Raw genomic sequence first — 21,559 nt, forward strand, 5'->3', positions numbered from 1 at the left:
TATTACATTATGATACCGGTAACATTTGAGGCCTTACTGTAGATGCATCTGACCTCCTATGGATGGCTGCACTAGGCTTTACGTGACCTTTGGGGTAAAAAATGGACTGGTTTGTTGATTACTTTTCAACGTATCTCTACGGTTTGAAAGTTGTCGCTATTACGCTGGCGATATTGATGTTAATTAGCGGAATTGATGATTTATTTATCGATATTGTTTACTGGGTTCGCCGGGTATGGCGCTCGGTTACGGTATACCGCAACAATGATTATCTGGACTATAAAGCCCTGCATGAGCCACAAGAAAAAGCGTTGGCTATTATGGTCCCTGCATGGAATGAAACTGGGGTTATCGGCAATATGGCGCGTCTTGCCGCCAGTTCACTGGACTACGAAAACTACCATATATTTGTAGGGACTTACCCTAATGACCCGGATACGCAACGTGATGTAGATGAAGTCTGCGCACGTTTTCCAAATGTTCATAAAGTGGTATGCGCACGGCCTGGTCCCACCAGCAAAGCGGACTGCCTGAACAACATTCTGGATGCTATTTTACAGTTTGAAAACAGCGCGCGATTTAATTTTTCCGGTTTTATTCTTCATGACGCAGAAGATGTTATTTCTCCACTCGAATTGCGTCTTTTCAACTATCTGGTTGATAGAAAAGACTTAATTCAGATCCCAGTTTATCCGTTTGAACGCAAATGGACACACTTCACAAGCCTGAGTTATCTGGATGAATTTTCAGAACTGCATGGTAAAGATGTACCGGTACGTGAGGCATTAGCGGGGCAGGTTCCAAGCGCCGGTGTGGGTACATGTTTTAGCCGCCGTGCGGTTTTGGCGTTATTAGCTGATGGTGACGGCATTGCGTTTGATGTGCAGAGCCTGACGGAAGATTACGATATTGGTTTCCGCCTGCGTCAAAAAGGAATGGAAGAGATTTTCTGTCGCTTCCCGGTTGTTGACGCAAATGACAAATCAGCCAAACCCTTTGGTCAACGTGCCCGAACTGCCAATGTTATCTGCGTGCGCGAATATTTCCCTGACACCTTTGCCACAGCCGTGCGCCAAAAGTCTCGCTGGATAATCGGCATCGTGTTCCAGGGTTTTAAAACTCACCGCTGGAGTTCAAGCCCGGTTCTCAACTATTTCCTGTGGCGCGACCGTAAAGGGGCGATTGCAAACTTCCTCAGTTTTGCGGCGATGCTAGTGATGCTGCAACTGGTTGCCATCATCATTTATCAGCGCATGGTCGATGGGGCATGGCAATTCTTATCAATATTTGTCGGCGGTACATGGCTGACGATGTTGCTGTGGATTAACTTACTGCTGATGTCTAACCGCATCATTCAACGCATGATATTCGTGACAGGTTATTACGGACTGGGGCAAGGCTTATTGGTATTGCCGCGCCTGTTCTGGGGCAACTTGATTAACTTTGTGGCGAACTGGCGGGCGATTAAGCAGGTTATCCAACATGGCGACCCACGTCGCGTGGCATGGGATAAAACGACTCACGATTTCCCGACCGTAAGCGATCAACGCTCTGCTCAACCTCTGGGTTATATCCTGGTGGATTCTGGTGTGATTACCCAGGCTGAACTTGAAGAAGCGCTGCAAAAGCGCATTCCGGGCCTAAAACTGGGTGGAAGTCTGGTGCAACTGGGCTATATCACTGCATATCAGCTTGCTGTTGCGCTGGCAAAACAAGCTGAAGTGCCGATGGAGTCAATCGATCCTCTTGCACTTGATGAATCATTGATTAAGAGCGTTCCTGCAAAAGTGGTGCAGCACCATGCGGTTCTGCCATTGCGTATGGAAGGCGACACCCTTGTTCTGGCTTGTGAAAACTCGATCGATCCGGTTTCATTGTCGGCGCTGGGTCGCAAACTCGGGCGGAATGTGAGCTACGTTATTGTGCCGCGAGGCCAGGTAGTTATTGGGCTGCGTCACTGGTACGGCGATGAACAATCGACAAAGGAAAAGCAGTTGCTCGACTGTGCCGTCAAAGAAAACCTTCTCACGCAGGCGCAGGCTGATGAGATTTGGGACCAATATGTCTCCGGGCAACTTCTGTTTGCTGAAGTGTTGAGTAATGAATCTCACCTGAATGAAGCTGTTCTGCGAGCTGTTCTATTACGTTATGAACGCAGCGATTTGATGTTCGGCGAGTTTCTGGTGCAAGAAGGGGTAGTGAGTCAACACGTTGTTGATCATGCGCTGGCACAGCAAAAGAGATTGCAACCATCGTTGAAAGACCTGCTGCAAAAAGCAGGTATCAGCGGATTGCAACAGGCTCGTCTATCCGGGGAGGCAGGATGAAGATACGTCTAACCCCGCTGGCAGCTCTGGTTTGTGGTGTTTTACTTGCCGTACCCGCTTTGGCTGCACAGGAAGGATCTAAACAAGATCTGGGACTCAGTGATTACCTTTACTTCAAGGTTTATCCGCATATTGAGCGGGCACATGAAGCCCTGAAAGCGAATGATGAAACTCGCGCGTTGCGCAGTTTTGAGCATGCTCATGCAATGGCACCCGAGAGCGTGCGCTTGTCGTTATGGCTTGCTGAGGCTTATCGGCACTTCGGCCACGATAAGAAAGCTCGGGAGTTGCTGGAAAGTGAGCTTGCGAAAAGGCCACAAAACTCTGACTTACATCGTGCACTGGTGGCGATTCCCGTGCCTGTTCCAGAAGTCAAAACTTACGAGCAATTGCTGGCATTCCAGAAAAACTGCGATGCCTCACCGGGCGTTCAGTGTCGCAGTGAGGTGGGTAACTATGCTCTCAAACTCAATAAGCTAGATATAGCCCGCGCGCAGTTGTCTGACCCGAAATTCCGTCACTCAAAAGAGGGGCAGCAATTGGCGGACAATTACACGCAGCGGGCAATTTTCTTGCAACAGTGGGGGGCAGCAGATCAAGGTTTTGCCCTGCTGGACAGTGGGGCGACGCTGAGTGACGCACAGTATCAACAATGGTTTGCCATTCTGTTACATATGCAGCGCGACCAACGAATCCTGGATTTGCAAAGCCAGGGAGTGATGAACAGTGCTGGAATGCAACTGGCTTACGCGCAGTCATTGGCTGAGCGTAATGCACTGACTCAGTTACGCCGTTATCTCGCAAGCCGTAAACCCGTATTTGATTCAGCCATCGAAGAACGTAATTGGATGTGGTTATTGGCAACCCATAGCCAGCAACCGGGGCACACAGTTGCGGGATGGAGCGTTAAACATCCAGAAAACAGACAGTATGTGTTATCGACGTTAGTGCCGATCCGCATCCAAAAAGGTGACTGGAAAGGGGCGAACGAACTGCTCAATACCTTCCCGGAAATGCAGGCGCTCGATCAGCGTTTAGCATTAAGTCTGGCGCAGAAAGACACGCAGTCCAGCATGCAGCTCATTAGTAAAATCACGCAAACTCGCGGTTTATCAGCGCAAGAACTGGAAACTGCCAGCTATCAGCTGGTTTCTATGGGCCAGGGGAAAGTGGCTGCCGAATTGCTATTGCGTTACTGGCCATTTACTCAGGCCGGTAAGTTGCAGCATTCACTGAGTACACGTTTGTATAGCCAGCTAGCAGCACACCCTGATTGGTTGACCGCTGAAAACAAAGCTCGCCTTGCCCGGCCTTTGCCAACCGCCACGCAACGCATGGCACAGGCACGACTGTTCCAGGGGCAGGAAAACTGCGCGCAGGTGCGCAACATATTAGGTGATTTATCTGCGCAGTATGACGCTGAAAGCTGGTCACACCTTGCGCAATGCTATCCGGGGCAGCCGGGCCTCGCGCTTTACGCTGCCGAACAAGCGGTTGCGCGTGACCCTTCGCCATTTTACCAACGTCAGGTGGCATATCTGGCTTACGCTACACAAGATTACGCACTTGCCAAGGCGAGTTGGGCACAGGTTCCTGTCACAGAAATGGTGGATAACGATGTGCACGCTGCAGCGCGCAGCGCAAAACTTACCGGTGATGAGAAGGCCTTCGCCCACTGGCAGAATATTGCTTCACAGCGTGGAATGTCGGATCTGAAACTGGAATCGACTCCGGTGATGGATGATGCTGCACGTGGTTTTGCACTATTAGCGCAAGGTAAGAATCACGAAGCCCGTGATGCACTGGAAAAAGCCCGTGAAACCCACACGGACTCGCCAGAAATCTTACGCCAGTTGGTGTATCTCAATGAACGACTGGACGATAAGCCGAAAACTAAGCAGTACAGCGAGCAAGTTGTGGATGACATTGATAACAGCATCACGCCACAACAACAGCTGAGCGACAAACAACAAGAAGACCGTTTTGAATTCCGCCGGATTCACGAAGATAGTCAACGTCGCTGGACTTTCACCTACGATGGTTCATTCGGTTTAACGCCAGATTCACTTAATAGTGGAGGCAGCAATAACGGGGTTCAGCAGGGGAAAAGTTACCGGAGCTATCAACAATTTGAGGCTGAGTACCGTATCGGTAAAAACCAACTCATCGACGGCGATCAGCTTTCCGTTTACAGCCGTGTGTTTGCAGGTAGTGACAGCAATGGCCAGCAGAACTTTATGCCGGTATATGAGCCAATGTTGGGGGTTGGTGTGCGTTGGAAACCGCTTCGTGACCAGGTTATCTATCTGGCGGCTGAACAACAGATCCCGTTGGATCATCATCACGGCCAGGCTGACGTTATGCTGCGTGCCAGTGCCTCGTTCTTTAACGGCGGTAAATATAGTGATGATTGGCATCCGACAGGCAATGGCTGGATGGCACAAAATCTCTATCTGGATGCGGCGCATTTCGTTAAAGCGGATTATCAGCTTTATACCGCCGATTACCGCATGAGCTGGCATCAAAAAATCAACGGCAAACAAACTATTGAGCCTTACTGGCACGCCCAGTACAACGCCAGTACTGACACTCCGTACAGCGACAACACCCTGGGCGGTGTTGGTGTGAGACTTAATACCTGGTTTGGAGAGATGCACTACAGCGCCTTCCCACATAAAGTCAGTGTGGGGCTTGAGTATCAGCGTGCGTTCTCCGGGCACAACCGCGATACCGACTCCAAAAATAATCTTTTCCTGACTCTGGGAGCTCGCTGGTAATGAAGATCCTATTAACCGCGTTACTGCTGGTTGCCCCTTTTGCCAATGCCATGAATGCGGTGATGTATCAGCCGCAATTGCGTGATACCACAGTGACTGATGCCCAGTGGCAGAGCGTGTTGAACAAACTCAAAGGGCAGGGAATTGATACCCTGGTATTGCAGTGGAGCCGCTACGATAATGCGTTTCGCGATGGCGAGTCTCGCGCCTGGCTTGAACATAAAGCGCAACTAACCACTACCAACGGTATGAAGCTCGTTATCGGTCTTGCTGCAGACGGTCGATTTTTCGAACGGCAAAAACAGCCGCTTCCTGCGCTTGAAAATTATCTCAATCGCCTGCGTGCTGATGATGTGGTGGTAGCAAAACGTTGGGTAGACATACTGGGTAAAAAGTCGATTGCGGGTTGGTATATCAGTAGTGAACTCGATGACCTACGCTGGCGCAACCCACAAATGCAGCAAGCAGCGCTTGGCTGGCTGAGTAAAACCCGTCTGTCATTGGCGGCAGTTGCTGATAAACCCGTTGCAGTGAGTAGCTTCTTTGCCGGAAATATGACGCCTGACTCTTACCGTAAATGGCTGACAACCCTGAGCCATAGTGGCGTAAAAGTATGGGTGCAGGATGGAGCGGGAACGCAAATGCTGACCGATGCTGAACGGGCGCTGTACCTGAAAGCACCGTCTGCAGGGCAAGTTATCGAACTGTTCCGTCAGGATAAACAGGCCAAAACTTTTAAAGCAAAACCTGCACCAGCGGAGTATCAGCAAAAATGGCTTGCGACACCTGTCCCGCCAGGACAGGACAGAGTCTACTTCTCATTGCGTTATATGAGTGCGGCCAGCGGCGTGTTAGCCATCTAAAAATCAATGTCGGATAAGCGTAAACGTTATCCGACATTTTTATCTCAGGACTTAAATCCGGCGGCTGTCATCAACAGCCGGAATCCCATCCCCACAGCGGTCAAAGCCAAAACACTCGCGCCCCATAACGCGACCATCCATAACAAACGGATTCCGGTCTGTTTCATCAGTGATACCCCTCGCCATGTTGTACCTTCCCGCGAAAAACGTAATAGCTCCAGAAGGTGTAAACCAAAATGATCGGGATAATAAACAGCGCGCCGACCAGCATAAAGCCCTGACTCTGCGGTGGCGCTGCGGCCTGCCAAAGCGTAATTGACGGCGGAATGAGATAGGGCCAGATACTGATACCCAGTCCGCTAAAGCCTAAGAAAATCAGCCCCAGTGTCAGCAAAAACGGTGTGCTATGCCAGCTTTCCTCAGAACCGACTGCTTTCCATAACCAGATGCTGCACAACACCACCAGAAGGGGTACCGGCAACAGGAAATACAGATTCGGCAGGCTAAACCAGCGGGCAGCGATTTGCGGATGTGAAAGTGGCGTCCAGATACTGATAATCGCGATAACAGCCAACATCATCACCAGCAGTGGTTTGACGACTTTACGCATGGTTTTAAGCAATGGATCTTCGCTTTTCATGACCAGCCAACTCGCCCCCAGTAGCGCATATGCCACCACCAGACCAACCCCACAGAACAGATTAAACGGTGTAATCCAGTCCAGTTGAGAGCCACCAAAGGTGCGCCCGATGACCGGGAAGCCAGAAATTACCGCCCCAACCACAATGCCCTGGCAAAACGTCGCCACTATTGAACCACCAATAAATGCTTTATCCCAGAAAGGCCGATGCGCAGGCGTTGCTTTAAAGCGGAACTCGAATGCCACACCACGAAAAATGAGGCCAATAAGCATTAACGTTAACGGAATGGTGAGTGCATCAATAATAACGGCGTATGCGAGAGGGAACGCCCCAAATAATGCAGCCCCCCCGAGAACCAGCCAGGTTTCGTTGCCGTCCCAAACGGGAGCCACGCTGTTCACCATCACATCGCGGTCATCTGCGTCACGAACAAACGGAAACATAATGCCGATGCCGAGATCAAAACCATCCATCACGATGTACATAAGTGTTGCGAATACAATAATGACAAACCAGATAACTGACAGGTCGACGCCCATTAACGTAACTCCTCTAATGATTGAGTTGCCGCAGAGAGCGGACGAGAAGGTGTGCCATGCGTAGGAGGTGTGTCGTCGTTAAAAGGTTGTGGCCCTTTCTTAATTTGGCGGATCATATAGCTATACCCCACGCCAAATACCGACATATACACCACAAAGAAGGTCAAAAGGCTGATGCTCATCTGCAAGTTGCCGTGTGCTGAAACAGCATCTTTAGTGCGCAGCAGACCGTACACAACCCACGGCTGGCGTCCCACTTCTGTCGTGACCCAACCGGCCAGAATAGCGATGAGCCCGGATGGCCCCATCCACAACATAAAGCGCAGGAAGGCGCGGTTCTCGTATAAACGATGACGATAGCGCAGCCACAAACTCATCACGCCAGCCAGAATCATCAACATGCCCAGGCCCGCCATAATACGGAACGACCAGAACACCATCGTTGAGTTTGGACGGTCCTCTTTTGGGAACTCTTTTAGCGCTGGAACTTGCTTATCCAGACTATGGGTGAGGATCAGGCTGCCAAGTGCCGGGATTTCAAGACCAAAGCGCGTGCGCTCTTGTTCCATATCTGGCCAGCCAAACAGTAGTAGCGGAGTTGGCTCCCCGGGTACATTCTCCCAATGGCCTTCAATAGCGGCAATTTTTGCAGGCTGGTGTTTCAGGGTATTGAGTCCGTGCATATCACCAATCATGGCTTGCAGTGGCGCAACAATTAACGCCATCCAAAGCGCCATTGAAAACATGGTTTTAATGGCTGGGCTTTTGTTGCCACCCAGCAGATGCCAGGCTGCCGATGCACCAACAAAAAAGGCACTACTGAGGAAAGCGGCTACCGACATATGCAACAGGCGGTAAGGGAAGGAGGGGTTAAACACCACCGCGAACCAGTCCACCGGCACCACCTGGCCGTTGTGAATTTCAAACCCTTGCGGCGTTTGCATCCAGCTATTAGAGGCCAGAATCCAGAAGGTCGAGATAAGCGTGCCTAGTGCCACCATACAGGTGGCAAAGAAATGTAGCCCAGGCCCGACACGTTTCCAGCCAAACAACATCACGCCCAGGAAACCGGCTTCCAGGAAAAATGCCGTCAGCACTTCATAGGTCAAAAGCGGCCCAGTGATACTGCCCGCAAATTGAGAAAAACCGCTCCAGTTAGTGCCGAACTGATAGGCCATTACCAGCCCGGACACCACGCCCATGCCGAAGTTAACCGCGAAGATCTTTGACCAGAAATCGTATAGCGAACGATAAGTCGGATTTTTAGATTTCAGCCATAACCCTTCTAGCACCGCCAGATAGCTGGCAAGCCCGATGGTGATGGCAGGGAAAATAATGTGGAAGGAGACAGTAAATGCAAACTGAATTCTTGCCAGATGAAAAGCGTCTAAACCGAACATGCAGTACTCCGCATAAAAATTGATTCGATTCGATTGTAAGCCGCGTCACACCTGGGTTGTAGAAACAGACTCTCAGCATAAAGCTATAACAGTTGTCACTTAACGATAAAAAAATCCCGGCCATGCGACTCCGCAATTGCCGGGATGAATTCAAACACAGCAATGTATACCCGTTATACTTCAAGTTGCATGTGCGTTGGCTACGTTTACTCACCCGAATCACTTACCTGAGTAAGCTCATCGGGACTCGTTCTCTTGCCGCCTTCCTGCATCTTGAATTATTTTGGGTATATATCTTTTTTATGTACACACCATTTATGTGTAATTCAGAAACTGAAAATCTACAATTGAATACGCCTTAATTGTTAAGTTTATTTAATATTTATGCGCGCATTAACATTGCTTGAATTGGCTTGGAAATAGCATGGGTATTAATCAGGAGTTAAACATGCAAGGCCCACGGTCATTGGCCTGGAAGAGTTTGATTTGAATTTAGAATATTAGCCACAAACAAACTGTAGCGGCTAATGGGTTCTATTTCTTTTATGCGACTTTCGAGACAGACACTGAAACTTCATATCCTATTAGATATAAGGCCTGCTCCAGAGTTTCTACTTTCGATGCGTGGCTGACATCCAAAAGCCTGTCAATCTGAGGGCCTTTCTGATTAAGTTTTCGTGCAAGGTCAGCCTTTCTTGTCCCGGTATTAATCATGGCGTTGTGAAGAGTGGCCTTCAGGCACGTAAGCACAGGAAGATGAATCACTAACTCGCCCTCCAGCGCAGCCGATGGCGTTGGCACTGGTATGCGTGAGTCAATTAATTCACCAATCATCGCTGTAATAGCATCCCTGGCCTCTAGTTCAATATCATCCTCAGCAAAAGCGACTGAGTGCAAATTATCAAAATCACGAGAGCTTATTTCGTACTCATCAGTATCTTCATTTAGCGCTGCTGTTACCGAAAATTTAAACATTTACCTGACCTTGTTTCTGGTGATGCAAGCACAGTAACATATAAGGTTATAAATATAACAAAAATGTTGTCTTTTATTTTTTAGCAACAACGATAATCCAGAACAATCTCTGTATGTATGGCTGTTTTTTGTCATCACTCGAAGAATTTCATTACCAATAATACTTGAAGTGATTCTATAAACCCCGGAGCTCTATATATGGTGGGTGAAAGTTAATTGTTTTGTTGAATAAACCACTGCACCACAGTAAGAATGGATAACTAACCATATATAAGAACATGGTAACGCAATGACCGACGGAGCTTTAAACCACTCTTTCCATGTGCCATTTCACGGTAAAACAATAATTGCCGAGACTACACCTGGTTGTAAGGGGCATATTTTGATGCTCCATGGGGGAGGTAAGGATCGCAAGGTTTTCTCTAAATATCGCCTTCTTTTAAAAGAGTTAGGTTATGGAACGACTGCTTTTGACTTCATCGGTCACGGGGAGACCGGAGGGGAGTTATATGAGTCTTCTCTCTTGAGCCGTACCAGGCAAGCAGAGGCTGTCATTGCCCATCTGAATCATCCTTTGTCAGGATGTATGGGTGTAAGCATGGGGGCCTATAATGCGCTGCATTTGAGTACCGTTATTCAACTGAGAACCTTGATTCTCATGGTTCCAGGTGTTTACGCAAAGTCCGCTTACAAGGTCAAATTTGGTCCTGATTTTTCACAAATCATTCGTAAACACCGAAGCTGGGAAGCCACAGATGCATGGGATATTGCAGCTGGATTCACGGGTAACTTGCTTGTTGTTGCAGCACAGAATGACGCGATCATTCCTTCTGAAATACCCCAAAAGCTGGCGGATTCTGCAGTGAATGCTGCCAAAAAAGATCTTTTGATTATTCCGGGGGCAGGTCATAACAGCATATGGGATAGCTTAATGCTATCTCCTGACTTATATGAAAAAAACCGTTCTGCTTTTGAACGCTGTTTATCTAAATAAATAGCGGAGTTACCGCTAAACACTTGCAGAGAAAAAGCGTTATTTGCCTATAACAGTTTACTAAATTGGCGTATTTTTAGCTCTCTGATATAGAAACGGTACTGCCAAAAAATGAAAAAATACCAGCAACTTGCCCAGCAGATTATCGATCAAATTGCCCTCGGTGCATGGCTACCTGGGGATAAGTTGCCGTCGCTACGTGAGCAAGTCACGCTAAGCGGCATGAGTTTTATGACAGTTAGCCATGCCTATCAGACACTTGAGAGCCAGGGCGTAATTGTCGCCCGGCCGCAGTCCGGCTATTACGTGGCCTCTCGCCCGGCAACGCGGAGTGCGATAGCTCCTGTAAAAGTGACGCGTGATGAAGCGGTAGATATTAATACCTACATTTTTGATGTGTTGCAGGCCAGCGGCGACTCAACCGTAGTGCCATTCGGCTCCGCGTTCCCCGACCCACGTTTATTCCCGCTGCAACAACTTAACCGCTCGCTTGCGACCGTCAGTAAAACGGCAACAGCGATGAGCGTGATTGAAAATTTGCCACCGGGTAATGAAGCGCTGCGCCACGCAATTGCTCGACGTTATGCACAACACGGAATGCAAGTTTCGCCGGACGAAATTGTCATCACCGCTGGCGCGCTAGAAGCGCTAAACCTTAGTCTGCAAGCGGTGACCGAGCCGGGGGATTGGGTGATCGTTGAAAACCCCTGTTTTTACGGTGCACTACAGGCGCTGGAACGCTTGCGTTTAAAGGCTCTATCTGTGGCGACCGATCCGCAAAACGGTATCGATTTGGTGGCGCTGAAACAGGCGCTCAACGATTATCCAGTAAAAGCCTGCTGGTTAATGACCAACGCCCAGAACCCGCTCGGCGTGACGTTGTCACCAGAAAAGAAGCAGCAACTGGTTGAATTGTTGCAACAACACAATGTGACACTCATCGAAGATGACGTATACAGCGAGCTTTATTTCGGCCGCGAACGTCCATTACCGGCACGTGCATATGATGCACAGGGTATTACGCTGCATTGTTCGTCATTTTCAAAATGTCTGGTGGCGGGATTTCGTATTGGTTGGGTGGCGGCAGGAAAACATGCGCGTCGTATTCAGCAGCTTCAGTTAATGAGCACACTTTCCACAAGCTCGCCGATGCAGTTGGCTCTGGTCGATTATCTGGCGACCAAGCGTTACGACACGCACTTACGGAAGCTGCGGCGCATTCTGGCTGAGCGTAAACAGCAAACCTTGCAGGCGCTACATCAGCTTTTCCCCGCGGAAGTAAAAATTCATCACACGGAAAGTGGCTATTTCGTTTGGGTTGAACTGCCGGAATACATGGATGCCAGCGTGCTAAGTGAGCAGGCTATAACCCATAAAATCAGTATCGCGCCGGGCAAAATGTTCACCACCGGGGGCGCCTGGCATAACTATTTTCGCCTGAATGCTTCATGGGCTTTAGGTGAGCGGGAACAACACGCGGTGGAGACATTAGCGAACCTCATCAGAAATCAAATTAAGGAGTAGCCATGGAGTACCACACTGAACGTCTGATTCTACGACAATGGGTTTGAGGGTTAATGGAACGAAAACGTACGCTAGTGGACTAACGTACTGATATATCAAATTAACAAGGATTAGTTATGTACTTCAGAAATGAAGTTATCAGTTATTTACAGGCTAATAAAATTCTGGCGTTAAAACTCGACCACGCATTAACAGGCGTGGGAAAGGCTGTATCAAATCAGATTGAAACGATTGGTGCAGGTGCAAGGCGCGGGCTGTATTACACATCCTGCTTTACTTATGAATATCAGGACGTCTGCCAACAACAAAAGGCTGAGGATATCCGATTTGCCAAAGGTGTTTACCATATTCTGAGGCGCGAAGATGTTGTGTATGAAATGCTCAAAATCTACTTTGAAGAAATATTTCGGTACAAAACATCCGATCAACTAGAGCACATCAAACAACTGTTAATGGCAGTAAATGTCCACATTGCCGCAAGCTCACTTACTAAACATGGATTCGCGTTAGCGACGGCTGCATCAGTTTCAGTTGGTACGAACCTGAATCTCGATATTGCCGCACTTGCAGGGCGTGCATCAGGTGGAGCTATAATTTTATCGGGTGTGTATGGTGTTGTTCAGAAAGCCGCCGAGAGCGCCCATCGGTTGCAAATTCAGTCTCCCGCTTATTACAGTGCTCTGTACGCTCATGAGCTAGAAATGATGTATTTTTTAGTCGAACCATTGCTTGAGCGCGCAGGGGCGTTTACGCACTCAGAATCAGAGACAAACATTGCAGACATCATCACCAGGATGATTCGATAACGATGTTTAGCCTTATTAAAAGATTCTTTAAGCGAGTGTTTACGTCTCTTGTCGGCCTTTATGCTCCTCAGGCAATAATAATTACATATGCGCTGGTGCAGATAAATTTTTTTCCTGCTGTCCCGCTTTGGGTTATACCGGTGTTCGCTGTATTTGTAATATATATTTTTAGTCGATATGTGAAATGGTAACTGTCAAAAACTAGCATTATTTAAATTTATTTATAAGGAAATTACATGTCTACTCCCGCTCACTTATGGCTTGAAGATGAAAATGGTTCTCCGATTGTTGGCAATTGTCTAATGCCACTGCGCCTGGGTTCTATAGAGTTAAAATCATTTTCCCACGGTGTAACTATTCCGGTTGATTCGAGCTGGGGAAAACTTACAGGGACGCGCGTTCACCGACCTATCACGATAGTGAAAGAATTTGACCAGACAACACCCCTCCTGTACCGCGCTGTTTGCGAAGGCCGTACCTTGAAGAAAGCAACAATCAAGATGTATCGCATCCAGGAATCAGGCGTCGAGGCCGAATATTTCAATATCATTTTGGAAAACGTTAAGTTCACTACGGTTGCTCCATATCTTTCTCCTAACGGGATGAGTAGCACTCACCTGGAAACGCTTGAATTGCGTTATGAGGCGATCACCTGGAAGTATACGGAAGGAAATATTATCTATCGTGATTCATGGAACGACCGTTGTTGTGCCTGATAACGATGGGAAAATGCTCTTATAAGGCAACTAAGAACCGGACGTAATGTCCGGTTTTTTTATATCAGGGGTTTGAGGGCCAACCGTACGAAAACGTACGGTAAGAGGTAAATTATCGTCTGAAAAATCGATTAGTAGACAAGACCGTCCGTTAAGTGCCAATTTTCGATTAAAAAGACACCGTTAGTACCGGGGCATTTATAGGTTTTGTTGGGCTAAATGTTCCCGGCTATGAGCTGCCTTTTTCACCGGTTATTGAAATTGGCTGGCGGCTTGATAACGCATTCTGGGGTAAGGGCTATGCACCAGAAGCGGTGCGTAAAGCATTGGAAATCGGCTTTGAACTGCATGGGATGAAAGAAATTGTGGCATTTACCGCGCTGGATAATATCCCTTCGCAGCGCGTGATGGAAAAAATCGGTATGCAGCGCGGTGAGGAGTTTGATTATCCCCTTCTGGATGAAGGGCATCCCTTACGGCGACATGTTGTTTACCGGATCGCCAACCTAAAGTGACATCGATAACTCTGCTGCGGCACGACGTAACGGCGGCAATATTTGCGCACGAAGATCGGCCACTGTAAGTTCTGCCGCAGGAACACCTACATTCATCGCCGCCACGACTTTCCCGCCGCGTGCCAGCATCGGCACCGCTACAGAACGCAGTCCAATTTCAAGTTGCTGGTCGTTAATGGCATACCCCTGGCGGCGCACTAGCGCAATCTCTTCGCGCAATTGTGCAATTGTCGTAATCGAGTATTGGGTGTAGCGGATAAGTTTTGCCCGTCCCAGCCATGCTTCAAGTTCTGCCTCCGGCAATGCGCTTAACAGTACGCGGCCCATTGATGTGGCCCATGCCGGCAGGCGACTTCCCCGGCCAATATCGATGCTCACCAGGTTATTGACTGCCGTGCGTGCGATATACAGCACGTCATCTCCATCAAGTGTGGCGACCGAGCAAGATTGGCTCAGACTTTTACTCAGGTTATCCAGCGATATTTGCGCAGCTTTTGCCAGCGGCGTCCCCGCCAGATAAGCATGCCCAACGGTCAGTACTCGCGGCAGCAATTCATAACTGCGGCCATCAGGGCTATGCACCATACCCAGTGTCGCAAGGGTATACAGGCAACGGCGTACAGCGGCGCGTGAAATATGGGTTTTCTGGCTCAGTTGCGAAATAGTCAAACGCTGGCGCTGGGGGGTAAAAGCGTTGAGCACTTCCAGGCCACGAGCCAGAGAAAGCATAAAATTAGGGTCGCGCTTTGCAACAGATTGAATTTCTTCATTTTCGCTCGCCATAACTTCAATGTTATCAGGATTGCTGCCTGCCATTTAAATGTCCCACGGTCGCGTCAGAATGTTCTTCAGAATGCGCTAACTGCTGCTTAGGGACAATCGTGAATCAATCAATATGAAGAATATTACACTGGGATCACAAATTAACGGTGAATAACCGAAACGCGTCGATAATCGCACATAAATTCGATTACCGCCGTTGACTCCAGGACGAGTGAACTCCTATTGTCAGAAAACACCGCTAAGTTTGCAGGGGCAATTCACCCGCATCCGACGGGTGACAACTATTTGATTAAAAGTGCCCAAGGGAAGAGATATGAGCGCCACTATCGAACAACTCGACACCGTGATTGTTGACCTGCCGACCATCCGGCCACACAAACTCTCCATGACCACCATGGGATGCCAGACTTTGGTTATCCTGCGCCTGACTCGCTCAGACGGTATTGTCGGGATTGGCGAAGCGACAACCATTGGCGGCCTGAGTTACGGCGTAGAAAGCCCGGAAGCTATCAAATCGGCAATTGATACTTACCTTACACCACTGCTAGTCGGTCAGGCAGCAGATAATGTGAATGCCCTTGTGGCGCTGATGAACCAGTGTGTACGTGGCAATACCTTCGCTAAATCAGCTATTGAAACCGCACTGCTCGATGCACAGGGAAAAGCCCTTGGTCTACCGGTAAGTTCGCTGTTGGGTGGCGCACTCACCACGAAACTTCCGGTGCTATGGACGCTGGCCAGTGGCGACACCAGCAAAGACATTGCCGAAGGTGAAAAGCTGCTGGAAGAAGGGCGGCATAACGCCTTCAAACTTAAAATTGGTGCGCGAGATTTTCGCACCGACATGCAACACACCCGCGCCATTGTGGTCGCACTTGGCGATCGTGCCAGCATTCGAGTTGATGTGAATCAGGCGTGGGACACCAGCACCGCCGTGCGCGGTTGTGCTGAGCTTGATGCAATGGGTATTGATCTGATTGAACAGCCGGTGGCTGCACAAAACCGTGAAGCACTGGTTCATCTTAGCCAGCACTGCCGGGCTGCTATCCTTGCTGATGAAGCGGTTGCCAGCAGCGATGACGGGTTTGATATTGCCCGCCGTGGTTTTATTGGTGCATACGCGTTGAAAATTGCTAAATCAGGTGGTCCGGCAAGTGTTTTGCAGCTGGCCCATGTGGCTCAGGCTGCGGGAGTCGGTTTGTATGGCGGGACGATGCTGGAAGGGACTATCGGTACGGTTGCCTCCTTACATGCCTGGTCAACGTTGCCGTTGCAGTGGGGGACTGAAATGTTCGGCCCCTTATTACTGAAAGATGACATTGTTGAGAACCCGTTGCATTTTGCCAATAGTTCCGTCGAATTGCCTCAGACTTCAGGGCTTGGCGTAACAATTGATGAAGATAAACTCAACTATTATCGCCGCAAGGATTGAGGAGAATGACATGTTATTTAAAGTTGAAATGACGGTAAATATTCCACTAGATATGCCGGAAACAATAGCTACAGAAATTAAAGCTAAAGAAAAGGCCTATTCACAAGCTTTACAGCAAGAAGGTAAGTGGCGACATATTTGGCGCGTTGCCGGTCTGTATTCAAATGTCAGCATTTTTGATGTTAAAGATGCTGATGAACTGCACGAAATATTAATGGGGTTGCCGCTATACCCTTACATGGATATTCAAGTGGACGCTTTGTGTCGCCATCCATCATCAATTCGTAACGACGATAAGTAAATAACAATAATAATTCATCTTAACCATGCTCTTTTTCAGGGTGTGGTTCCCTACAAATAAGCAATGAGACAATCATTATGACAAAGAACTTCATTAACCAACCAGAAGTACAAGCATTATTAAGAGAGAGTGCCGGTTTAAATAGTACGGAGGGCGATGAGCGTTTTAAGAATATTATTCATCGCATGTTAGAAAATATTTGTGCATTGATTGATGATTTTAATGTTACCGAAGAAGAGTTCTGGCACGCAGTTAATTACCTGCACGAGTTGGGTGGCAGCAAAGAGGCAGCATTATTAGCCGCTGGCCTTGGCATTGAGCACTACCTGGATTTACGCCAGGATGCTCTGGATGCAGCAGCCGAGATTGAAACCGGCACCCCACGTACTATTGAAGGCCCCCTGTATGTTGCTAACGCGCCACTTTCTCAGGGCCATGATCGCATGGATGACGGGAAGGACAATGGTAAAACCATGTGGCTGTTCGGAACTGTGCGTGACACGAAAGGCAACCCGGTGGCAAATGCTGTTGTTGATATCTGGCACGCCAATACGCTGGGTAACTACTCCTTCTTCGACTCAAGTCAGAGCGAATACAACCTGCGCCGCCGCATTAAAACTGGTAGTGATGGGCGTTACAGCGTGCAAAGTATTGTGCCATCAGGCTACGGTTGCCCACCGAACGGTCCGACACAGCACCTATTGAATGGTTTAGGCCGTCACGGAAATCGCCCAGCACATATTCATTTCTTTGTTTCCGCTCCGGGCCATAAACATCTCACCAGCCAGATCAATCTCATTGGTGACAAATATCTGTGGGATGATTTTGCCTTTGCAACTCGTGACGGATTAATTGCCGACCCGGTAGAAGTGACCGATACGCAGACTATTAAAACGCGTGGCTTAAATGGCCCGCACACCGAAGTGAATTTTGACTTCACGCTTTGCGTTTCTCATTCACCAGAAGAAGAGTCCCGTATCGCTCGCCTGCGCGCCAAAGAATAATAAGAGTGCCAGCACAAGCTGGCACCGCTTTCACCTCTGGCCACACATTACATCGCTAAATAAAAGATCCCCAACGGGAGATTAAGCCATGCAAAATAAAATGGATTTATTAAAAAAGAAAATCAGTAACGCGCTAATTGTTGATCGTGAAAATGACATTTACCGCTACAACAGAAATATCTTTATTGACGAGCAGCTATTTGAACTCGAAATGAAACATATATTTGAAGGAGGTTGGGTCTATCTGGCCCACGAAAGCCAAATTCCTGAGTCAGGTGATTATTTCACGTTGACCCTTGGTAGGCAGCCAATAATTATTACACGTGATAAAAAGAATGAATTGCATGGTTTAATTAATAGCTGTGCTCATCGTGGTGCCATGTTATGCCGCCGTAAAGCGGGTAATAAAAGCTCGTTCACCTGCCCGTTCCACGGTTGGACGTTTAGCAATAACGGTAAATTACTAAAAGCTAAAGACGAAAGTGTGGGTGGCTACCCAGAAAACTTTAAGCAACACGGTTCCCACGATCTCAAAAAGTTACCGCGCTTTGAGTCATATCGAGGGTTCCTGTTTGGCAGCCTTTCAGACGATGTGATGCCGCTTAATGATTATCTCGGTGAAACTCTAAAAATCATCGATCTGATAGTGGATCAAGCACCTGATGGCCTCGAAGTTCTGCAAGGTGCATCGAGTTACATTTACGAGGGTAACTGGAAACTGGGTGCTGAGAATGGGGCCGATGGTTATCACGTCAGTGTCGTCCACTGGAATTATGCCTCGACTATGTCGCGCCGTAATTATGAAGAAGAGGGGACTCAGGCGGTGGATGCCAATGGCTGGTCGAAAAGCATTGGCGGTGGCTACGGTTTTGAACACGGACACATGCTGCTCTGGACGCGAGCACTTAACCCGCAGGTACGCCCGGTATTTGCCGAGCGTGAACGTTTGACTACCCAGTTTGGTGAGTTGCGCGCCGATCAAATGGTGAATGAAACGCGCAATTTATGCCTGTACCCCAATGTTTATCTGATGGATCAGTTCTCCACGCAAATCCGTGTAATCCGCCCTCTGGCGGTGGATAAAACCGAAGTCACCATCTATTGCTTCGCGCCTAAAGGGGAAGCCGCTGAAACACGAGCCACGCGCATTCGCCAGTACGAAGATTTCTTTAATGTCAGCGGTATGGGCACGCCGGATGATTTGGAAGAGTTCCGCGCCTGCCAGAATGGATATCTCGGGCAAAATCTTGAATGGAGCGACCTGAGCCGTGGAGCGCAGCATTGGGTTTATGGGCCTGATGAACATGCCCAAAAAGCAGGCTTTGTGCCGCAAATGAGCGGCGTACGTTCCGAAGACGAAGCGTTGTACATCGCGCACCACCATCACTGGCAGCAAACCATGCTGGCGGCGATTGAAAAAGAGCAGCGCAGTTACGATGCCTCCATTACCCAACGTGTGGAGGTGACGCCATGAGTCTGGATATCAACGCTATCAGCCAGTTTCTCTATTATGAAGCGAGTCTGTTAGACGATCGTCAATGGGATGAATGGATCAGTTGCTACAGCCCGAAAGTGGTGTACTGGATGCCAGCCTGGGGTGATGACGATCAACTCACCACCGATCCTTATAGCCAAATTTCACTGATTTTTTACCCAAACCGCCAGGGGCTGGAAGACCGTGTATATCGCATTAAAACGGAGCGTTCCGGAGCCAGTACGCCCGAGCCAAGAACGACGCATATGCTGTCAAATATCGCCATTGTCGGCCAAAGCGGTAACAGCGTCGATGTGCGTTACAACTGGGTGACACATAGCCATCGCTATCAGCAGAGTGGTTATTTCTTTGGCACCACATACTGCACACTGGATTTGAGCGAAAGTCGACCGCAAATCACCCGCAAAACTATTCATCTGAATAACGATTACATCCGTCAAGTGATCGACATCTATCACGTCTGAGAAGAGGTAATGCCATGAGCTTTAACATCGCCCTCAACTTTGAAGATGGGGTCACACGTTTTATTTCCTGCAATGTGGGTGAAAAGGTGCTGGATGCGGCCTATCGCCAGAAAGTGAATTTACCGATGGATTGCTCTGATGGCGTATGCGGCACCTGTAAGTGCCACTGTGCGAGCGGAGAGTACAACCTCGGTGAAGATTTTCTGGAGGACGCGCTCTCCGAAGATGAAGCACAACAACGCCTGGTACTAACTTGCCAGATGGTGCCCGACTCTGATTGTGTGATTGATGTGCCAGTACCCGCGGCGGCCTGCAAAACTGGCATCGGCAGTTTCGAGGGGACGGTAATACGCAGTGAAGCACTGACGTCCAGCGCTATAGAATTGGTCATCGGCCTGGATAAGGGCATCGATTTCCTGCCAGGGCAGTACGTCAATATCCAGATCCCTGGTGGGAAACAGGTACGCGCCTATTCGTTTAGTTCGCTACCTGGTGATTCGCAGGCAAGCTTTCTGATTCGCAATGTTCCTGGCGGCATGATGAGCACCTGGCTTGCGCAGCACGCGAAAGCAGGGGATGTATTAACGCTCACAGGCCCAATGGGTAGTTTTTATCTGCGCCCGGCGTTACGCCCGATTTTGATGTTGGCCGGTGGTACGGGACTGGCACCGTTTCTTGCCATGCTTAAACAGTTGGCGAAAACTCCCGCCGAACAGCCGATTACGCTGCTTTATGGTGTGACGAAAGATACCGATCTAGTGATGGTCGAGGTACTTAACGAACTGGCGGCTCGCTTGCCAAACTTGACCTGGCTGCCGGTAGTCACCGATGAAGCTTCCGCCTGCCCACAAAAAGGCTATGTCACCGATCACTTCAGTGAAGAGTTGCTTAACCAGGGTGAGGTGGATGTGTATCTGTGCGGGCCACCACCGATGGTTGATGCAGTTTTACGCAGTTTCCGCGAGCGCCAAATAACCCCGGCGAATTTTCATTACGAAAAATTCACTCCCAGCCAGAATGCAACGGACAGCGCGGCAGCCTAAGGAGCCATAATGCGATTTCATAACAAAGTAATGGTGATTACCGGGGCGGCCCAGGGCATTGGTCGCCAGGTTGCTGAACAAGCCGCTAAGGAGGGCGCGCGACTGGCTTTGATTGACCGCGCTCGCTACGTTCACGAACTTGCGCAAAATTTGCGTCAGCAAGGTAGCGAAGTGCTGGCCATTGAGGCCGACCTTGAACAGTGGCAAAGCACTGAAAAGGCGATGAGTGAGGCGCATCAGCACTTCGGCGTGATTGACGTGCTGGTTAATAATGTTGGCGGGACTATTTGGGCTCGTCCTTTTGCTGAATATCAGGCAGAGCAAATTGAAGCTGAAATCCGACGCTCGTTATTTCCTACGCTGTGGGGATGTCGCGCCGTCTTACCTTACATGCTCACCCAACAACGCGGTGCGATTGTGAATGTTTCTTCTGTGGCAACCCGTGGGGTTAACCGCGTGCCATATTCCGCCGCCAAAGGTGGGGTAAATGCGTTAACACAATCGTTGGCGATGGAATATACCGGAAGCGGCATCCGTATTAATGCCACGGCACCGGGCGGAACAGAGGCGCCTGCACGCCTGACTCCTCGTAACCAGGAGCAGCCAAGTCCACAGGAGCAAGAATGGTATCAGCAGGTAGTAGACCAAACCAAAGAGAGCAGTCTGATGCATCGTTATAGCTCGCTTACTGAGCAGGCTAATGCGATTTTATTTCTGGCAAGTGACGAGGCAAGCTATATCACGGGAACTATCTTGCCAGTCGGCGGTGGTGATTTAGGTTAGCGATAAAAAGAAAAGAGGCCGGTTATCCGGCCCCAGACGGACGCCTCACTTTCACCGCCATCCATATGAAATTTCAATAATTGCGAAAATCGATAGCGCAGATTAGCCGCCTCGCTTACACCTTATCTACACTCTAAAAATCATCCAGTTATCTTACCGTGGGAAATATTTCAGGTA

20 protein-coding genes are annotated in these 21,559 nt (G+C 48.9%); 15 read left to right on the forward strand and 5 right to left on the reverse strand.

The features are described from left to right. Positions 1–101 precede the first annotated feature (101 nt). Genes nfrB through LVQ77_RS02060 form a run of 3 tightly spaced genes read left to right on the forward strand, consistent with a single transcriptional unit; the run spans position 102 to position 5,967 of the window. On the forward strand, positions 102–2,327 hold the full coding sequence (gene nfrB, locus LVQ77_RS02050) for a cyclic di-3',5'-guanylate-activated glycosyltransferase NfrB (protein ID WP_232903518.1): 2,226 nt from the start codon (positions 102–104) through the stop codon (positions 2,325–2,327). Continuing rightward, a complete protein-coding gene (locus LVQ77_RS02055; protein WP_232903519.1) occupies positions 2,324–5,104 on the forward strand; it encodes an NfrA family protein in 2,781 nt (926 codons plus the stop codon). Before nfrB ends, LVQ77_RS02055 begins: the two co-directional genes overlap by 4 nt. Further along, positions 5,104–5,967, forward strand: coding sequence for a DUF4434 domain-containing protein (locus LVQ77_RS02060; protein ID WP_232903520.1), 864 nt, complete (start codon positions 5,104–5,106; stop codon positions 5,965–5,967). Before LVQ77_RS02055 ends, LVQ77_RS02060 begins: the two co-directional genes overlap by 1 nt. 44 nt (positions 5,968–6,011) lie before the next feature. Here the strand turns inward: LVQ77_RS02060 and LVQ77_RS02065 are convergent, their stop codons facing one another. From LVQ77_RS02065 to LVQ77_RS02080, 4 genes are all read right to left on the reverse strand, one after another. Then, complete coding sequence (locus LVQ77_RS02065) at positions 6,012–6,134, reverse strand: DUF2474 domain-containing protein (RefSeq protein ID WP_064519133.1); 123 nt, start codon at positions 6,132–6,134, stop codon at positions 6,012–6,014. Further along, on the reverse strand, positions 6,134–7,147 hold the full coding sequence (cydB, locus tag LVQ77_RS02070) for a cytochrome d ubiquinol oxidase subunit II (RefSeq protein ID WP_232903521.1): 1,014 nt from the start codon (positions 7,145–7,147) through the stop codon (positions 6,134–6,136). The genes LVQ77_RS02065 and cydB overlap by 1 nt, the downstream gene beginning before the upstream one ends. Beyond that, the gene (locus LVQ77_RS02075) at positions 7,147–8,547 is read right to left on the reverse strand and encodes a cytochrome ubiquinol oxidase subunit I (protein WP_232903522.1); all 1,401 of its coding nucleotides are present in this window, start codon (positions 8,545–8,547) and stop codon (positions 7,147–7,149) included. Before LVQ77_RS02075 ends, cydB begins: the two co-directional genes overlap by 1 nt. Before the next feature lie 543 nt (positions 8,548–9,090). Further along, positions 9,091–9,522 (reverse strand): type II toxin-antitoxin system HicB family antitoxin, encoded by a 432-nt coding sequence (locus tag LVQ77_RS02080; protein ID WP_232863682.1) that lies wholly within the window; start codon positions 9,520–9,522, stop codon positions 9,091–9,093. A 289-nt stretch (positions 9,523–9,811) separates the two neighbouring features. Here LVQ77_RS02080 and LVQ77_RS02085 point away from each other — a divergent pair, with 289 nt between their 5' ends. The 5 genes from LVQ77_RS02085 (at position 9,812) to LVQ77_RS02105 (ending at position 14,077) form a co-directional block, all read left to right on the forward strand. After that, a complete protein-coding gene (locus LVQ77_RS02085; RefSeq protein ID WP_232903523.1) occupies positions 9,812–10,516 on the forward strand; it encodes an alpha/beta hydrolase in 705 nt (234 codons plus the stop codon). Positions 10,517–10,627: 111 nt separating this feature from the next. Beyond that, positions 10,628–12,040, forward strand: coding sequence for an aminotransferase-like domain-containing protein (locus LVQ77_RS02090; protein WP_232903524.1), 1,413 nt, complete (start codon positions 10,628–10,630; stop codon positions 12,038–12,040). A gap of 116 nt (positions 12,041–12,156) precedes the next feature. Continuing rightward, on the forward strand, positions 12,157–12,846 hold the full coding sequence (locus tag LVQ77_RS02095) for a hypothetical protein (RefSeq protein ID WP_232863685.1): 690 nt from the start codon (positions 12,157–12,159) through the stop codon (positions 12,844–12,846). Positions 12,847–13,082: 236 nt separating this feature from the next. Further along, positions 13,083–13,562: an Hcp family type VI secretion system effector gene (locus tag LVQ77_RS02100; protein ID WP_232903525.1), complete on the forward strand. Its 480-nt coding sequence runs from the start codon at positions 13,083–13,085 to the stop codon at positions 13,560–13,562. A 200-nt stretch (positions 13,563–13,762) separates the two neighbouring features. Beyond that, on the forward strand, positions 13,763–14,077 hold the full coding sequence (locus tag LVQ77_RS02105) for a GNAT family N-acetyltransferase (protein WP_370639824.1): 315 nt from the start codon (positions 13,763–13,765) through the stop codon (positions 14,075–14,077). On the opposite strand, the gene LVQ77_RS02110 is transcribed toward LVQ77_RS02105, so the two are convergent. Further along, entirely contained in the window at positions 14,069–14,860 is a 792-nt protein-coding gene (locus tag LVQ77_RS02110; RefSeq protein WP_154154808.1) for an IclR family transcriptional regulator domain-containing protein, read from the reverse strand. The genes LVQ77_RS02105 and LVQ77_RS02110 overlap by 9 nt on opposite strands. Before the next feature lie 313 nt (positions 14,861–15,173). On the opposite strand from LVQ77_RS02110, the gene LVQ77_RS02115 reads away from it, so the two are divergent. The 7 genes from LVQ77_RS02115 (at position 15,174) to benD (ending at position 21,382) form a co-directional block, all read left to right on the forward strand. Further along, a complete protein-coding gene (locus LVQ77_RS02115; protein WP_232903526.1) occupies positions 15,174–16,292 on the forward strand; it encodes a muconate cycloisomerase family protein in 1,119 nt (372 codons plus the stop codon). A gap of 10 nt (positions 16,293–16,302) precedes the next feature. Beyond that, positions 16,303–16,593: a muconolactone Delta-isomerase gene (gene catC / locus LVQ77_RS02120; protein WP_232863687.1), complete on the forward strand. Its 291-nt coding sequence runs from the start codon at positions 16,303–16,305 to the stop codon at positions 16,591–16,593. 77 nt (positions 16,594–16,670) lie between these two features. Further along, a complete protein-coding gene (catA, locus tag LVQ77_RS02125; protein WP_232903527.1) occupies positions 16,671–17,597 on the forward strand; it encodes a catechol 1,2-dioxygenase in 927 nt (308 codons plus the stop codon). Positions 17,598–17,685: 88 nt separating this feature from the next. Beyond that, a complete protein-coding gene (locus LVQ77_RS02130) occupies positions 17,686–19,071 on the forward strand; it encodes a Rieske 2Fe-2S domain-containing protein (RefSeq protein WP_304502998.1) in 1,386 nt (461 codons plus the stop codon). After that, positions 19,068–19,556 carry a benzoate 1,2-dioxygenase small subunit gene (benB, locus tag LVQ77_RS02135; protein ID WP_151993558.1) on the forward strand — a complete coding sequence of 163 codons (489 nt, stop codon included), beginning with the start codon at positions 19,068–19,070 and terminating at the stop codon, positions 19,554–19,556. The genes LVQ77_RS02130 and benB overlap by 4 nt, the downstream gene beginning before the upstream one ends. A gap of 14 nt (positions 19,557–19,570) precedes the next feature. Continuing rightward, the gene (gene benC, locus LVQ77_RS02140) at positions 19,571–20,599 is read left to right on the forward strand and encodes a benzoate 1,2-dioxygenase electron transfer component BenC (RefSeq protein WP_232903528.1); all 1,029 of its coding nucleotides are present in this window, start codon (positions 19,571–19,573) and stop codon (positions 20,597–20,599) included. 9 nt (positions 20,600–20,608) lie between these two features. Beyond that, on the forward strand, positions 20,609–21,382 hold the full coding sequence (gene benD / locus LVQ77_RS02145) for a benzoate diol dehydrogenase BenD (protein WP_232903529.1): 774 nt from the start codon (positions 20,609–20,611) through the stop codon (positions 21,380–21,382). Positions 21,383–21,559: the final 177 nt, after the last annotated feature.

The sequence above is a fragment of the Buttiauxella cochleicola genome, assembly GCF_021282435.1.
Lineage (GTDB): Bacteria > Pseudomonadota > Gammaproteobacteria > Enterobacterales > Enterobacteriaceae > Buttiauxella > Buttiauxella massiliensis.

Bases quoted from the DNA above. Each gene is read 5' to 3' on its own strand.
- nfrB (WP_232903518.1), top strand. From the start codon at position 102: ATGGACTGGTTTGTTGATTACTTTTCAACGTATCTCTACGGTTTGAAA.
- LVQ77_RS02100 (WP_232903525.1), top strand. From the start codon at position 13,083: ATGTCTACTCCCGCTCACTTATGGCTTGAAGATGAAAATGGTTCTCCG.
- LVQ77_RS02090 (WP_232903524.1), top strand. From the start codon at position 10,628: ATGAAAAAATACCAGCAACTTGCCCAGCAGATTATCGATCAAATTGCC.
- LVQ77_RS02080 (WP_232863682.1), bottom strand. From the start codon at position 9,522: ATGTTTAAATTTTCGGTAACAGCAGCGCTAAATGAAGATACTGATGAG.
- LVQ77_RS02065 (WP_064519133.1), bottom strand. From the start codon at position 6,134: ATGAAACAGACCGGAATCCGTTTGTTATGGATGGTCGCGTTATGGGGC.
- LVQ77_RS02110 (WP_154154808.1), bottom strand. From the start codon at position 14,860: ATGGCGAGCGAAAATGAAGAAATTCAATCTGTTGCAAAGCGCGACCCT.
- LVQ77_RS02095 (WP_232863685.1), top strand. From the start codon at position 12,157: ATGTACTTCAGAAATGAAGTTATCAGTTATTTACAGGCTAATAAAATT.
- LVQ77_RS02130 (WP_304502998.1), top strand. From the start codon at position 17,686: ATGCAAAATAAAATGGATTTATTAAAAAAGAAAATCAGTAACGCGCTA.
- cydB (WP_232903521.1), bottom strand. From the start codon at position 7,147: ATGGGCGTCGACCTGTCAGTTATCTGGTTTGTCATTATTGTATTCGCA.
- catC (WP_232863687.1), top strand. From the start codon at position 16,303: ATGTTATTTAAAGTTGAAATGACGGTAAATATTCCACTAGATATGCCG.
- benB (WP_151993558.1), top strand. From the start codon at position 19,068: ATGAGTCTGGATATCAACGCTATCAGCCAGTTTCTCTATTATGAAGCG.
- catA (WP_232903527.1), top strand. From the start codon at position 16,671: ATGACAAAGAACTTCATTAACCAACCAGAAGTACAAGCATTATTAAGA.
- LVQ77_RS02115 (WP_232903526.1), top strand. From the start codon at position 15,174: ATGAGCGCCACTATCGAACAACTCGACACCGTGATTGTTGACCTGCCG.
- LVQ77_RS02055 (WP_232903519.1), top strand. From the start codon at position 2,324: ATGAAGATACGTCTAACCCCGCTGGCAGCTCTGGTTTGTGGTGTTTTA.
- benC (WP_232903528.1), top strand. From the start codon at position 19,571: ATGAGCTTTAACATCGCCCTCAACTTTGAAGATGGGGTCACACGTTTT.
- benD (WP_232903529.1), top strand. From the start codon at position 20,609: ATGCGATTTCATAACAAAGTAATGGTGATTACCGGGGCGGCCCAGGGC.
- LVQ77_RS02085 (WP_232903523.1), top strand. From the start codon at position 9,812: ATGACCGACGGAGCTTTAAACCACTCTTTCCATGTGCCATTTCACGGT.
- LVQ77_RS02075 (WP_232903522.1), bottom strand. From the start codon at position 8,547: ATGTTCGGTTTAGACGCTTTTCATCTGGCAAGAATTCAGTTTGCATTT.
- LVQ77_RS02060 (WP_232903520.1), top strand. From the start codon at position 5,104: ATGAAGATCCTATTAACCGCGTTACTGCTGGTTGCCCCTTTTGCCAAT.